The sequence below is a fragment of the Ruegeria sp. B10 genome, from assembly GCF_056539825.1.
In genome coordinates this window covers 312,897-327,535 of record NZ_JBQFVP010000002.1, presented here as the reverse complement: position 1 = coordinate 327,535, position 14,639 = coordinate 312,897, and the positions used below count along the sequence as shown (strand labels likewise).

The window sequence follows — 14,639 nt, the reverse complement described above, 5'->3', positions numbered from 1 at the left end:
AAGGTCAATCTGAATAGTGCTTGAGTTTGCTGTTGCGGTTTTCTTTCTGCTGATTACGCCGGGCCCAGGTGTTTTAACAACTGCAGGCATTGGATCAGCATTTGGTTTTCGAGCTGGACTCGCCTTCCTCGCTGGTTTGATGCTCGGCGGGTTCATCAACATGATGTTGGTTGTCTCTGGAGTCGCTGCGGTAGCTTTGGCCATACCGGTGCTTAGAACTTTCCTGCTATTTGCTTCTGTCGGGTATTTAGGATTTCTCGCCTGGCGTATTGCCAGCGCTGGCTCAAAGGTCGGGTTTTCCCCTGCGGTCTCGCCACTTGGTTTTGCGAACGGGCTGACACTTCAGTTCATTAATCCCAAGGCTTACGTGGTCGGCACAGCATTGTTTTCAGGGTTCGCCTTTTTGCCCGATGCGCCCGTTTGGGAGGTCGTCATAAAAATCATAGTTTTCAATATGATTTGGGTGCCAGTGCACATGATCTGGCTGGGTGCCGGCGCAAAGCTGGGCAGCCTTGATTTAAGCGAGAGATCGCATCGAAGGATCAACTTTGCGATGGCGGCTTCGTTGATGGTTGTTGTGGTGATTGCATTGGCGTCGGCGCTATAGACGGCATCTACCGTCAATCGCGCTTAGCAGACGATTGAACGCCACAAATCAAAGTGACGCCGTTATTCCACCATCGACATAGAGAGTATGTCCATTGACGAAACTGGAAGCGGGGGAGGCAAGGAATATGGCGGCACCGACAAGTTCTTCTACATTGCCCCAGCGACCGGCGGGGGTACGTTTCTCGAGCCATGCACTGAACTCTGGGTCAGCAACCAATGCGGCGTTCAAAGGTGTATCGAAATATCCAGGCGCAATGGCGTTGCAGTTCAGGCCATACTTGGCCCAATCAGTTGCCATTCCTTTTGTCAGGTTGGTCACGGCACCTTTTGTCGCCGTGTAAGGCGCAATACCTGGTCGTGCCAATGCGGATTGAACCGACGCAATGTTAATGATCTTTCCTGACTTTCTTTCAATCATGTGCCGTGCCACAGCCTGACCGACGTGAAAGACGGACGCTACATTTGTCTGTAGTAGGCGCTCGAAGGCATCAGCGGGGAAATCTTGTAACTCCGTCCTGTGTTGCATTCCGGCGTTGTTGATCAAGATTTCTATGGGGCCGACGTTCTCTTCAAAGTTGTCCACGGCAGATCGGACACCTTCATGATCGGTTGCATCGAACGAAAGCTCACGTACCGAGGCGCCTGTTTCACTCAACTCTGATGCTGCTGCCGCTAGTTTAGCAGTGTCGCGCCCGTTCAAAACGACCTGCGCACCGGCGGCAGCCAAGCCACGAGCCAACGCAAATCCAATGCCTTGGCTAGAGCCCGTTACGAGTGCGCGTGTTCCCTTTAAGTTGAACATTTCAAGCGTCATGCAAAAATCCCTTGGTTGTCAGCACCGACTATCCGTATCTTTTGGCAATCTGTATAGGGAGTCCGTGCAATGTCTTTGGCCATTGTTGCTGTTGTTATCCATGCCGCAAAAGATCTGAGGTTGGAAAACCGGGACGTTCACGATGTGGGGCCAGACGAAGTCTTGATTGCGATGCGCGCGGGTGGGATTTGCGGCTCTGACCTGCATTATTATAACCACGGTGGTTTTGGTGCGATCAAGTTGCGTCAGCCGATGGTGCTAGGGCATGAAGTCGCCGGGGAAATCGTGAAAGTTGGGTCAAGCGTACAGGGGCTACACCTAGGTCAACTGGTTGCAGTTTCTCCATCCCGCCCTTGCCAAGCCTGCACTTATTGTCTGAAAGGGGAGCAAAACCACTGTCTTGATATGAAGTTCTATGGCAGCGCGATGCCGTTCCCACATATCCAAGGCGCTTTTCAAAGCAAACTCGTGGCGAAAGCCAGTCAATGCGTTCCGGCAGATGGGTTGAGCCCTGCGCAGGCCGCCATGGCGGAACCGCTGGCGGTCTGTTTGCACGCGATTAAACAAGCCGGGAGCCTCCTGGGTAAATCGGTACTCATCACGGGATGCGGTCCGATCGGCTGCCTCACGATCTTGGCGGCACGTCGTTCTGGAGCGGCCAGAATAGTGGCGACGGATATCTCGGACCAGACCCTCGCTCTGGCGCGTGAATGCGGGGCAGACGATGTCATCAACACCTACGCCGATCCGCAAAAACTGGAGCAGTTTGAAAAGGACAAGGGCCAAGTTGATGTCCAACTGGAGTGTTCCGGGGCTCAATCGGCTCTGGCTTCTGGTGTCGCTTGCTTGCGACCGGGTGGAACATTGGTTCAGCTTGGTCTGGGCGGAGATATGACAGTGCCGATGCAGGCGTTGACTGCGAAAGAGATAATGCTTCGCGGGTCTTTCCGTTTCCATTCCGAGTTCTCAGGCGCGGTCGAGATGATGCGAAGCGGACTAATAAATGTCGACCTGTTGGTGACGCATTCCTTCGAGGTTGGCGAGGCCGTCACGGCTTTCGAAATCGCGTCTGATCGAAGCCAATCAATGAAGGTGCAGTTAACTTTTCCGGATAATGGCAATGGATAGACGAACGCGCAGTATTGCAAAGACTTATGAACGAGATGGTTTCGTAGCTCCGCTGGATATCCTGACAGCTTCTGAGGTCCAAACGCTACGCGATGATTTTGAGAAAGCGGAGCGCATTCTCAGAGACGACCCAGAGAAACTCAAGCTTCTATATTCGTATCCGGACAGGCTGATACCATCATTCGATGCACTTCTGCGCCATCCGAAGCTGATTGAGGCTGCTTCAACGGTGTTAGGGCCGGACCTCATGGTTTGGAGCGGTGCACTTTTCGTAAAAGAAGCGCGATCATCGAAAATAGTCTCGTGGCACCAGGACTTGACCTATTGGGGATTGGATGATGCTGAAGAAGTTACGTGCTGGGTTGCGATTTCAGAAGCGTCTGAGCAAAGCGGGTGTATGAAGTTTATTCCTGGCAGCCACAAAAGCCGTATCGTGCCTCACGTGGACACGTTCAGTGAAAACAATCTGTTGTCACGTGGGCAGGAAATCGCAGTCGATGTGAACGAAAAAGATGCAGTCGCTGCCGAATTGCGTGCTGGGCAGGCGTCCATGCATCACGGGCATCTTTTCCACGCATCAGGGCCCAATAACACCGACGATAGACGCATCGGTGCGGCGTTGCGTTTCATAAAGCCCTCAATGAAACAGCAAAACGGCGTGAAAACTTTGGTTGCGCTAGTTGCAGGGCGAGATGATTTTGGGCATTTCTCAGTTGCGTCCTCCCCTCAGGGCTTTTTGCATGAGGAGGATTTCGTTTTGTGTCAAAGGGATGCAGACCTTAAGAAACAAATACTCTTCGCCGGAGTGAAATGACGCCCTTGGCAACCTCAGAACCATTGTTGCATCAACCAGGAAGCCGAACTGGATATAGAAAACTGGTGGATATTTAGAAGGGTCTTGTCAGAAGAACTTAGATTGAAGAGTGCAGTTCACCCTTGTGACCTTCGCATGTGATTACACTATTGCCATTCAATTTTTTCGAGATCAAACCCGAGGTCGTTCATTTGGCTGTAGTGCTTTATGTTCCGTTCTCATTGTTGCCGCGAAACGTTCAAGATCTGTTGTATGAACGGGCAATTGAGGTGAGCCACGAAACCGTCCGATCTTTACGGAGCTTGTTCCACCACATGCTTGCTGCTGAGTTCAGAAAGAAGCGTGTGCAGCAGCTGTGCACGTTCTCAAACTGGAAGTGGCACATGGATAATTTATTTTGTGGAAGTGAATGGTAACAGGTACTGCCTCTGGCGGGGCGTAGATCATGACGGCGAAGTGCTGGAAGCCGTTGTCACCAAACGCCGAAACAAGCAGGCGGCATTGAAATTCCTCAAGAAATTCATGAAGCGGCACGGTAAAGCGGACCGTCGTGACGGATTGCTTCGCCTCATACAACTACTTCAACTAGGAAAGGTCGCTAGCCAGCAAAGATACCTTCAAGCTGACACGCGCCGCGGCTCTCGCCGAGTGGCGCGAATTTGGTGACGCATAGAGGGCAGCTATATTGGCTTAAATGAGACTGGTTCGATTTTGTCTGACAGCACCCATCAAAGCAGACAATGAGCGAAATGCACTGAACGTCAGAATCGAGCCCACAGCAGAAAGGCTTGAAGGGCAGCGCGCCTAGGTTCTGCTTTGCAGTTTACTTGCAGATCGGCAATTCCAGTGGCTGTTGTTTGGGCAAAGATGCGCTCCAACTATTTATGATCGGCTGTAGGCTGCTTTTGGGCCAAAACTTTGGTTCGCCAATCGCTTTTAGGCAAGCTGCATTCCAGTATACTCCAGCTCGAGAAAGTGATTTTCCCTTTTTTACCGCCTTGGCGACAGCGTTTATGTCTTTGGATTCTGGGTAGATATACAGGGTTGTCGGGTTTCCTTCTACGAGCGCCAAGATCTCTTTTGAGGCGGATTGCGACCAGGTTGTGCAACCATTGCTACGACCACCAGTGTAGTTCACAAGTTTTCCGTAGGGGACATAGCCCTCGTTGTCTGCGTGAGAGCTTTGAGGGTTTTTGAACCTGCATTGCCACTTGAGGAAGACAGCCGGATGGCCTCCGATGGCGCGCTCGCGAGCATTGCTCGTTTCTCCTTCACCATCAAACAAAAGGAAAGTGCGATAGAACGGCTGCGTTTTGCCGGAATGACTGTGGTAACCTTTGAAGGACGTGCGGGTTTCAGCCGTCACATAGGCGCCTCCGGCCGTTAGTTTAGAGCCCTCTGCATTGCTGAAGTTCTTCGCGCATTGCCGGCCATTCGAAAAATTGGCGCGCTGGAGTTTTCGGCCATTGCCATAGCCGGACGAAACCGCTCGGAAAGACTTTTGTGACTCGCAGATGACAAAAAAACGCTTACCCGGATTGCCGTTTCTTGCAGTGCTAGGGCGGGTTGCGTCCTTGGCAAGGTAGCAAGGGTTCCTGACTTCGCCTCGGCGTAGTTTCTTGATGTAAAGCGCTCGTGCCCTTTCCAGAACGATCGGCGCGATTTGCCCTTCACCTGTACCCACGTGCTTTTGTAGCCACGCTGGAACATCTTGCGTCATCGCATTGGCGCGGTCCGGTAGGGCGCCCACCGACATGGCGATTGTTATGACCGAGAATGCGAGACGGAGTGAATTCGGTAGCAACGGGAAATCTCCTGCTAGAATGTCCTCGGGTTCAGTCTACCACAGTTCTTGCGCGCTAGGATGCTGGCCAAATTTATAGGCGAAGCCTCCTGTTGCCTCAAATCCCACTTTTCGTTTGCGGAGGCTTTCTTACATCTTGGACAATAAATCCTAGGATGTTGCGCAGGTGTCTGGACATTCCGAGATTTGCTTCCAAATGAAGGCCATGATTACACGTCGCAAGTTCCTGTTGGCAACCGCAACCGCAATTTGTGCTCCGTTTATTGCGCGGGGACAAACGGTGGCGCTGAATGATGCAATCAGCGGTCTTCCGCAGTTGCATTCACTTCAAATTCAACGCGGCGACGATGTCATTTTCGCGCAGGCCCAACAGGGTGCAGGCCTGGATAGGCCGGCCAATATAAAGTCATGTTCGAAAAGCATTGTGGCTTTGTTGTTGGGGGCAGCGATCGACCAGCAGGAAATCCCATCTGTAGAATCCACCTTGCAGGAGGTCGCTCCACGGCTTTTGCCAGCTAATGCGACACCCGGTTCCGAAAGCATTACGATGGAGGATCTGGTGACGCTGCGGGCAGGTCTCGAAAGAACCTCGGGCAGCAACTACGGAGAATGGATCAACTCTCCCAACTGGATCGCGGACGCGTTGACACGACCGATGGTTGCTGAACCCGGAGAGCAGATGCTCTATTCCACAGGATCGACCCACGTGCTTGGCGCAGCATTGACCGTGGCAACCGGACAAAGTCTATTGAGACTGTCGCGAGAGAGGCTGGGTGCACCACTTGGTATCGAGATACCTGCTTGGACGAGGGATCCACAGGGCTACTACTTGGGTGGCAATGAGATGGCGATTACGCCGAGGTCAATGTTGAAGATCGCGGTGTTGCTTCGGGACCGCGGGGTTTTTGCCAACAGGCAAATCATTCCTGAGCGTTGGGTCATGGAATCGACCAAGCCACACGGCCATTCACCTTTCTCTGGATTAGATTACGGCTATGGTTGGTTTTTGTCCCCATCGGGCTATGCATTGGCGCGTGGGTACGGGGGCCAAATTATGGCGGCCCATCCTGAGCGAAACCTTGCCGTCGCAATCACCTCTGATCCTACGCGTCCCGCGCGTTCTGGAGGCTATTTTGGAGAATTGGTCAGGTTGTTGGATGGTCCGATTTTGAACGTTACCTAGAGGGACCCTTTTTTCCAACCCGCTTGGGGTTGGTCACGTTTGACCTCAACGGCGTTGGACTATCAAACAGCTTTCTTCTTCTGTGTAGCGATGGAGCATCTGGACAGCTGATCAAATTTCTCTTCTGAAAGGTGAAAGAGGTGGTGGCCAGCTTGCTTATGTTCCCACAGTCTCGCTTTTCGGGTCCAGTCAGGCCGATCAAAGAGCCAGTTCAGATTGAATTTGCTTGAGTGGCGCGATTTTTGCGCGGCATTGAGGGCAGTTCCAATTGGCGCAACTGAGACCGTTTCGAATTTGTCTGGGAACAACGCTCACTTCTTTCAAACGCGTTTGTAGGCAGCCGAGCGTGACAGCATTGGCTCTCAACTCGGAAATCACGAAGCTTGGTTTTAAATGCGTGTCTCGAGCCACGAGCCGCCGCTGGCACGAGTTGCCTACAACGTCGGCTGCGAGTTCACAGACGCTTGATGAATACTGCTCTGTTTTCCTGTATGGTTCGGTTGCCAAGTTTGGCCAAACAGCTCTTGGTTTTCTCGATCAGCATCGAAGGTGTAGTGAAAAATTACCTTAAGAATTTCGTTTAAAATATTGATATAATGAGGATAACTGCCCGTGACTAGTCTGAAATCAATCCACCATGCTGCAGTCATTTGTTCGGACTATGAACGGTCCAAGGCGTTTTACTCAGAGACGCTAGGTTTAAGAATTGTTGCGGAGAATTTCAGGGCTGAGCGGCAATCTTGGAAGCTGGATTTGGCGTTGCCGGACGGCTCTCAGATTGAACTGTTTTCCTTTCCCAACCCGCCCAAACGCACGTCTCGTCCCGAAGCGCGAGGTCTGCGGCATCTTGCGTTTGTTGTGGATGATATCGAAGCGCTGAAAGACAGCCTGGAACAGAAAGGTGTCCTCGTCGAAGACATCCGTGTCGATGAGTATACCGGGCATCGGTTCACTTTCTTCAGCGATCCGGACGATCTTCCATTGGAGTTGTACGAAGCCAAGCCGATTGCTTTGAAGTGATATTTCTCGTCTTTTAGGCTGAGCGAAGCAGGGAGGAAGGCGCATGGAAGTAAAACCTCTCACCGGTGGATTGGGTGCGGAAATCGTCGGGGCGGACATCCGGCGTGAAGATCAATTCGACGCAATTAAGTCAGCCTTCGCTAAGTATTCCGTTATCGCATTGAGGGACCAAAGCGTTAGCCCACAAGAGCATCTGACCTTTGCGAGAAGGTTCGGCCCAATCAACGTGAACCGATTTTTCAAACCGGTGGACGGCTATCCTGAGATTGCCACGGTGTTGAAAGAGAAGGATCAGAAAGAAGCTGTGGGAGAGGGGTGGCATACTGACCACTCCTATGATCAGGAGCCTGCTATGGGCTCGATCCTGCACGCCCTGGAGGTTCCGCCCCATGGTGGCGACACGTTGTTTGTGTCGATGGCTGCCGCCTACGAAGCTTTGTCGCCCACGATGCGTGGTTTCTTAGATGGTTTGAGGGCGGTTCATTCCTCTCGCCATGTCTTTGGAGCCAGCATCATGGACACAGAAGCCGCAGAAAGCGGCCGTTTGGGGAACGTCGAAGCTGCCACGCAAGACGCTTTGCACCCCGTTGTCATCACGCATCCTCTCAGCGGTAGGCGCGGGTTGTTCGTCAACCCTGTGTTCACGACCGAAATCAAAGGCTTGAGCGCGGATGAGTCTGCGGCGGTGCTGGGGATGATCTATGATCATTGCAAGCAGCCTGAATTCCAATGCCGCCTGCGTTGGCAGGAAGGGGATATCGCCATTTGGGATAACAGAGCGACGTGGCACAAAGCGATCAACGACTACCATGGGTTTCGACGTTTTATGCACAGGGTGACCGTGGAAGGGGTCGCTCTGACGCGTTGATGCAAGTAGCGCGTGGCGAATTTCTGCGACTCAGCCAGAGTGCCGACACGCTCTGAATCTCTTCGTTTCCCTGTGATTGTTTTGGATGAGGCATCAAGCGTCGCTTTTTTTGGCCATGTTTTCTTACCTTTAAGGTGCGCGCAGAGTTTTTTCTTGTCAAATTTGGAACGTTCCACTACAAATTTTGGAACGTTCCAAGTTTGGGGAAATCAGATGAACTGGGCATTTGTCGGAGCGAGCACTATAGCTTCGCAATATATGTTGGACGCGGTGCGTCAGCAGGCAGGTAACGACGTGACCTGGGTCGTCAGCAATTCGCCTGACCGGGTGCAAACCTGGGCTAAGGAGCACGGTATTCCCAATGCAACCACAGACCTGAACGCGGCGCTGTCCGACGATAGCGTGAAAGCCGTCTACATTTCCTCCACAAATGAGAAGCACCATGGTCAGGCGATGGCTGCCATCGCGGCTGGCAAGCATGTTCTATGTGAAAAGCCGCTTGGGATGACGCAGGCGGAAGCTGTCGAAATGGTGCGCGCGGCCGACGCGGCTGGCGTGACTTTTGGTACAAATCACCATCTGCGATGCTCTGGCAGTCATCGTGCCATTCGTGATCTCATTGCAGGCGGGCGCGTGGGCGAGGTTCTTTCGCTGCGTATCCATCACGCAGTGCATTTGCCCGAGAACTTGCAGGGGTGGCGTATCAACTCGGCCGATGCTGGTGGTGGCGTGATCCCAGACATCGTTGTTCATGACGCGGATGTCACGCGTTTCCTGCTGAACGAGGACCCGGTGTCTGTTGTCGCGCAAATGGCCAGTTCTGGGATGGGGCAGGGGGTCGAAGACTCGTGCATGTCCGTCTGGACGATGCCTTCGGGCGCGATGGTCATGACGCATGAAAGCTTTACGCACCCCTTTGCCGGGTCTGGCCTGCAGGTACATGGAACCGAGGGTTCGATTTTTGCGGATGGCGTCATGACGCAGCGCCCGGTTGGGGCAATAAAGCTGGTGACTGAAGCCGGAAGTGAAGAGATACCGTTTTCGGATCACTCTCTCTACGTTCAAGGCGTTTCGGAATTTGTCGCCGCAGCGGCGGGACAAGGCCGTCCTGCTGCCGACGGGCCTGATGGCGTGAAATCGCTGTCAATCGCGCTGAGCGTTCGTGAGGCCGCAGCGTCGGGTGAACGTATCAACATAGATTATGGCGGTATCTGATGACCAAGCTTGTTTCCGTTTCCGAGGCCGTTTCTCGTATCCCAGACAATGCGGTTGTCACTGTATCGTCGTCCTCTGCGTTGGGGTGCCCAGACCTCGTGCTGAAGGCACTTGGATTGCGGTTTCGCTCTGAAGGGCATCCGCGCAACATTACAACGCTGCACCCAATCGCCGCCGGGGATATGTATGGCGTGAAGGGAATGGATTATCTGGCGCAGGATGGACTGCTAAGCCGCGTTCTCGCCGGTTCATACCCGTCCGGCCCTTCCAGCCTTGAGATGCCGGAAATCTGGAAGATGATCGTCGAGGATCGGGTGGCCGCTTACAACGTGCCGTCTGGAATTCTGTTTGACATGCACCGCGAAGCCGCAGCGCATCGGCCTGGTGTTCTGACGCAGGTCGGGCTTGAGACTTTCGTGGATCCTGTTCGCGAAGGATGCGCGATGAACGCGCGTGGTGCGACGGCTCCAATCGTTAACCGAAAGGAATTCGACGGTCAGACTTGGTTGCACTTCCCAAACATCAATCCGAACGTGTGCGTTTTGCGCGCAACCACCGCGGATGAATTTGGCAACCTGACCTATGAACATGAAGGTGCCTATCTGGGCGGATTGGAACAAGCGATTTGCGTACGCAACCACGGTGGACTCGTGATCGCACAGGTTCAACGTGTGACTGCCGCGGGTAGCTTGCGCCCCCATGACGTGCGCGTGCCAGGTCACTTGGTCGATCTGATCGTTGAAGACCCAGAGCAGATGCAAACGACAGAGACCTCGTATGACCCTGCGATCTCTGGCCAGATTATGCGCCCTTGGGACAGCTTTTCACTGGCCGAGCATGGTGTCGAAAAGGTCATCGCGCGTCGTGCCGCCCAAGAACTGCGCAGCGGCATGAGCGCCAACTTGGGCTTTGGCATCAGCGCTATGGTCCCGCGTGTTTTGTTGGAAGAGGGGCATCCTCAGGCGGTGACATGGGCGATTGAACAGGGGGCCGTTGGCGGCGTCCCATTGACCGGCTTTGCCTTTGGCTGCGCATCCAACGCACATGCCTTTGTGCCGTCACCTCAGCAATTTATCTACTTCCAGGGCGGCGGGTTCGACATGTCGTTCCTCTCGTTCCTCGAGGTCGATGTCGAGGGCAATGTGAACGTCTCCAAACTCGGTAAAAAACCCTATCTGACTGCAGGATGTGGCGGCTTTGTCGACATTACCGCGCGGGCCAAAAAGATCGTGTTCTCGGGCTGGTTCGAAGCCGGCGCCAAGATTGATCTGGCGGATGATGGTATCCGTGTGAATGCCCCAGGAAAATTCACGAAGATGGTGGATCAGGTCGAGCATGTCACATTCTCGGGCCGCCGTGCACGGGAAACCGGTCAGGATGTGCTCTATGTGACTGAGCGTTGCGTCATACGCCTGACGGATCAGGGGCTGGTCGCGACGGAAATCATGCCCGGCATTGAGGCGCAGCGCGATATTGTAGAAGCTTCAGGCGGTCGCGTCAAAGTCGCGGAAAACGCGGTTCAAATGTCCAAGTCGCTATTCGCAGTTGGCCCGATGGGGATGACACTGTGAGCAAGCTTCGCATTCATATCGAGGGTGCAACCGCCGTCCTGACTTTGGACAACGAGGCCAAGCTCAATGCGCTAACTGTAGATATGCTGCACGCGCTGGAAACTGGCCTGACAGAGGTCGAGCGTGTCGCGTCCGTTCGTGCGCTGGTTCTGACTGGCGCCGGGGAAAAAGCGTTCTGTTGTGGGGCCGATATTGGCGCTTGGGGCGGTCTGAGCCCCGCCGAATTCGCGCGCCATTGGGTCCGTGACGGGCATCGTATATTCGATCGCTTGGCGCGGATCGGCAAGCCGACAATTGCAGCGATCAACGGTCACGCCTTCGGCGGCGGGCTAGAGCTGGCCAGTTGCTGCGATCTGCGCCTGATGACCCCGCGGTCCACGCTGGCTTTGCCCGAAGCTCGGGTCGGGATCGTGCCCGGCTGGTCCGGGACACAGCGGTTGACCCGGCTGATCCCCGAAGCCTCGGTGAAGGAAATGGCACTCTTCGGGCGCCGTATCGGTGCCGACCGCGCACTGGCCTTAGGCTATGCGACCGAGGTGGCTGACGACGTTTTGGCGCGCGCGCTTGAGATCACCTTCGAACTTAGTTCTCTTTCGCCCCGCGCCACCGAAATCTCAAAAAACATGATCCATGCAGCGGTCGGTGAAGATACACATGCCGTGGTCGAAGCCCTTGGTAGTGCAGCAATTGCGGACTCAGCGGACCGCGAAGAAGGCGTCGCAGCGTTCATGGAAAAACGTAACCCCACATTTTCGGGCCTTTGACAATATGAAAGACATCACCATCAACCCTGCTATCCCATTCGAGCTGCCGCCGTTGTTCGAAGGTCGGCATCTCATCGATGGCAGGTGGCAGAATAGTGCGTCGAGTGAGACGTTCGAACGGCGCTCGCCCTCGCACGGGCACATCGTCAGCCGGTCAGCCTTGGGTGGCGAGACTGAAGCCGAGGCTGCGATCCAGGCGGCGCGCAAGTCGTTCGACAGCGGTGTTTGGAGCCGGGCATCAGGCAAAGAACGGGCCACCGTTTTGCTGAAGGTTGCCGACCTGATTGCGCATAATGTCGACCGGATTGCACTGATCGAAACGCTGGAAAGCGGTAAACCGATCAGCCAATCCAAGGGCGAGGTTGGCGGTGCAGCAGACCTTTGGCGCTATGCGGCCTCATTGGCACGCAGCACGCACGGCGACAGTCATAACACTCTTGGCGCAGACATGATGGGTGTCGTACTAAAGGAACCCATCGGTGTCGTGTCCATCATTACGCCATGGAACTTCCCGTTCTGGATTCTCAGTCAGAAGCTGCCCTTCGCATTGGCGGCTGGCTGCACCGTTGTTGTGAAGCCGTCTGAGATGACACCGTCGACAACCTTGATGCTGGGCGAGTTGCTGGTCGAAGCCGGATTGCCCGCCGGTGTATGCAATATCGTTCTGGGTTACGGAGTTCCCGTTGGCAGCGTGATGTCGAGCCATGACAGCGTGGACATGATCAGCTTTACGGGCTCAACCGCTGTGGGCAAGACGATCAGCACAGTAGCATCGGATACACTCAAGAAGGTCGCGCTTGAGCTTGGGGGCAAGAACCCTCAGGTCATCTTTCCCGACGCCGATCTGAATGCAGCCGCTGATGCGGTTGTGTTCGGTGTCTATTTCAATGTTGGCCAGTGCTGCAATTCAAGCAGTCGTATAATCGTGCATGAGGATATTGCTGACGACTTCCGCGAACGTGTCGTCGCCCTTTCGCGCAAAGTCAAATTCGGCGATCCTTTGGACCCGACAACGCAGGTTGGGGCTATCGTAACGTCCGAGCACAACTCAAAAATCGACGCGTATGTCAAACAGGCGCAGGCTTCGGGTGCGACTATTGATCTGGGTGGTGAGCCGCTGGAGGTCGAAGGCCTCGGCGCTCAGTTCTATCAGCCGACGGTGATTTCCGACGTCTCGCCTGATATGCCCATTGCCCGCGATGAAGTATTCGGGCCTGTTCTGTCTGTTTTAACTTTCAAAACACTGGACGAAGCCATCGCGCTCACCAATGATAGCGCTTACGGTCTGTCGGCAGGGGTCTGGAGCGAAAACGTTCACACCTGCCTAGAGTTTGCCCGCCGAGCAGAAGCGGGAACGGTCTGGACCAACACCTGGATGGACGGGTTCCCCGAGGTCGCTTTCGGTGGGGTCAAACAATCCGGGCAGGGGCGGGAAATCGGACGATATGGGTTCGAGGAATTCTTCGAAGTGAAATCAGTGGTCATGCGTATCGGCAACAGCCGGGCGCCATGGGTTCCGCAAGACTAAGACCGGGTACCAGATTGGTCCCGAGTGAGAATAACGCATTAAGGGAGGAAACAAGAATGCGTAAATTTATGAAGACAAAATCGCTGTTTGTAGCAGGTTTACTGTGCACGACCAGCCTTGCGCACGCTGAAGACGTGGAAGTTCTGCATTGGTGGACGTCTGGCGGTGAGGCCGCAGCACTAAACGTTCTCAAGGACGACCTGTCCGGGCAGGGCATCGGCTGGACCGACATGCCTGTAGCCGGTGGCGGTGGTGAGCAGGCGATGACCGTTCTGCGCGCACGCGTGACTGCCGGCAACGCTCCGACAGCCGTTCAGGCGCTGGGCTTTGACATTCTGGATTGGGCCGATCAGGGCGCGCTGGCAGATCTGAACGAAGTGGCAGCCCAGGAAGGTTGGGATGACGTTGTTCCAGATGCGCTGAAAGCCTTCGCCAAGCATGACGGCAAATGGGTCTCGGCCCCTGTGAACGTGCACTCGACCAACTGGGTCTGGGCCAACAAAGCGGTGCTGGACGCTAATGGTATTGCTCAGCCCACCAACTGGGACGAATTCGTTGCCGCAGTAGAGGCGTTGAAAGCTGCTGGTGTCACTCCGATCGCGCATGGTGGTCAGGCATGGCAGGATGCGACCGTTTTCGATGCTATCGCGATGTCGACGCTGGGGCCTGATGGCTACAAAGCGGCCTTCATCGACTTGGACGAAGAAACGCTGGGTGGCGACGCGATGAAAGAAGCGTTCGACCGTATGGCCTTTATCCGCGACAACGTGGACGAGAACTTCTCGGGTCGCGACTGGAACCTGGCGACAGCGATGGTTATAAACGGTGAAGCCGGTTTCCAGATGATGGGTGACTGGGCCAAAGGCGAATTCCTGAACGCGGGCAAAGTGCCGGGTGAGGACTTCCTGTGCTTCCGCTTCCCGGGTACTCAGGATCAGGTCACCTTCAACGCTGACCAGTTCATGATGTTTGACCAGGGCGGTACGGTATCGGCCGAGCAAGCCGCGCTGGCCAGTGCGATCCTGTCGCCATCCTTCCAGATTGCGTTCAACAAGGTGAAGGGTTCGGTGCCTGCGCGGACAGACGTTGATGGCAGCGATCTAGATGCCTGTGGTCAGCAGGGCATGAAAGATTTGGCCGCTGCGGCTTCGTCAGGCAACCTGTTCGGCTCCATGGCACACGGACATGCCGCGCCTGCGTCAGTCAAGAACGCCGTCTATGACGTGGTGACCGCCCACTTTAACGGCGAGTACGGCAGCGAAGATGCCGTGACCGAACTGGTTGACGCCGTTTCGATCGCCAAGTGATCCGTAAGTGATCC

The 14,639-nt window shown here is 54.7% G+C and carries 13 protein-coding genes and 1 pseudogene; 12 read left to right on the top strand and 2 right to left on the bottom strand.

Annotated features, from left to right (window positions below; translation table 11 throughout):
- Positions 1 to 16: 16 nt before the first annotated feature.
- Positions 17 to 607 (top strand): LysE family translocator, encoded by a 591-nt coding sequence (locus ACR0J4_RS03995; protein WP_170642364.1) that lies wholly within the window; start codon positions 17 to 19, stop codon positions 605 to 607.
- A 48-nt stretch (positions 608 to 655) separates the two neighbouring features.
- Here the strand turns inward: ACR0J4_RS03995 and ACR0J4_RS03990 are convergent, their stop codons facing one another.
- Positions 656 to 1,423, bottom strand: a complete 768-nt coding sequence (locus ACR0J4_RS03990; RefSeq protein ID WP_170642362.1) for an SDR family oxidoreductase — start codon at positions 1,421 to 1,423, stop codon at positions 656 to 658.
- Positions 1,424 to 1,504: 81 nt separating this feature from the next.
- Between ACR0J4_RS03990 and ACR0J4_RS03985 the strand changes: the two genes are divergently transcribed.
- The 3 genes and pseudogenes from ACR0J4_RS03985 (at position 1,505) to ACR0J4_RS03975 (ending at position 4,038) form a co-directional block, all read left to right on the top strand.
- Positions 1,505 to 2,551: an L-idonate 5-dehydrogenase gene (locus ACR0J4_RS03985; RefSeq protein ID WP_170642517.1), complete on the top strand. Its 1,047-nt coding sequence runs from the start codon at positions 1,505 to 1,507 to the stop codon at positions 2,549 to 2,551.
- Positions 2,544 to 3,365: a phytanoyl-CoA dioxygenase family protein gene (locus ACR0J4_RS03980; RefSeq protein WP_480668302.1), complete on the top strand. Its 822-nt coding sequence runs from the start codon at positions 2,544 to 2,546 to the stop codon at positions 3,363 to 3,365. The genes ACR0J4_RS03985 and ACR0J4_RS03980 overlap by 8 nt, the downstream gene beginning before the upstream one ends.
- Before the next feature lie 137 nt (positions 3,366 to 3,502).
- A pseudogene (locus ACR0J4_RS03975) lies at positions 3,503 to 4,038 on the top strand (DDE-type integrase/transposase/recombinase).
- Between the two features lie 150 nt (positions 4,039 to 4,188).
- On the opposite strand, the gene ACR0J4_RS03970 reads toward ACR0J4_RS03975, so the two are convergent.
- Complete coding sequence (locus ACR0J4_RS03970) at positions 4,189 to 5,169, bottom strand: hypothetical protein (protein WP_480668301.1); 981 nt, start codon at positions 5,167 to 5,169, stop codon at positions 4,189 to 4,191.
- Positions 5,170 to 5,374: 205 nt separating this feature from the next.
- Here ACR0J4_RS03970 and ACR0J4_RS03965 point away from each other — a divergent pair, with 205 nt between their 5' ends.
- From ACR0J4_RS03965 to ACR0J4_RS03930, 8 genes are all read left to right on the top strand, one after another.
- Positions 5,375 to 6,352 (top strand): serine hydrolase domain-containing protein, encoded by a 978-nt coding sequence (locus ACR0J4_RS03965; RefSeq protein ID WP_170642360.1) that lies wholly within the window; start codon positions 5,375 to 5,377, stop codon positions 6,350 to 6,352.
- Positions 6,353 to 6,964: 612 nt separating this feature from the next.
- Positions 6,965 to 7,372 (top strand): SMU1112c/YaeR family gloxylase I-like metalloprotein, encoded by a 408-nt coding sequence (gene gloA2, locus ACR0J4_RS03960; RefSeq protein ID WP_480668300.1) that lies wholly within the window; start codon positions 6,965 to 6,967, stop codon positions 7,370 to 7,372.
- Between the two features lie 43 nt (positions 7,373 to 7,415).
- Entirely contained in the window at positions 7,416 to 8,240 is an 825-nt protein-coding gene (locus ACR0J4_RS03955) for a TauD/TfdA family dioxygenase (RefSeq protein ID WP_170642358.1), read from the top strand.
- Positions 8,241 to 8,453: 213 nt separating this feature from the next.
- The gene (locus ACR0J4_RS03950) at positions 8,454 to 9,455 is read left to right on the top strand and encodes a Gfo/Idh/MocA family protein (protein WP_170642356.1); all 1,002 of its coding nucleotides are present in this window, start codon (positions 8,454 to 8,456) and stop codon (positions 9,453 to 9,455) included.
- Positions 9,455 to 11,026, top strand: coding sequence for a CoA-transferase (locus ACR0J4_RS03945; RefSeq protein ID WP_170747279.1), 1,572 nt, complete (start codon positions 9,455 to 9,457; stop codon positions 11,024 to 11,026). Before ACR0J4_RS03950 ends, ACR0J4_RS03945 begins: the two co-directional genes overlap by 1 nt.
- On the top strand, positions 11,023 to 11,790 hold the full coding sequence (locus ACR0J4_RS03940; RefSeq protein ID WP_170747280.1) for an enoyl-CoA hydratase/isomerase family protein: 768 nt from the start codon (positions 11,023 to 11,025) through the stop codon (positions 11,788 to 11,790). The genes ACR0J4_RS03945 and ACR0J4_RS03940 overlap by 4 nt, the downstream gene beginning before the upstream one ends.
- 4 nt (positions 11,791 to 11,794) lie before the next feature.
- Positions 11,795 to 13,318 (top strand): aldehyde dehydrogenase family protein, encoded by a 1,524-nt coding sequence (locus ACR0J4_RS03935; RefSeq protein ID WP_170747281.1) that lies wholly within the window; start codon positions 11,795 to 11,797, stop codon positions 13,316 to 13,318.
- A gap of 68 nt (positions 13,319 to 13,386) precedes the next feature.
- Positions 13,387 to 14,625 carry an ABC transporter substrate-binding protein gene (locus tag ACR0J4_RS03930; protein WP_170551916.1) on the top strand — a complete coding sequence of 413 codons (1,239 nt, stop codon included), beginning with the start codon at positions 13,387 to 13,389 and terminating at the stop codon, positions 14,623 to 14,625.
- Positions 14,626 to 14,639: the final 14 nt, after the last annotated feature.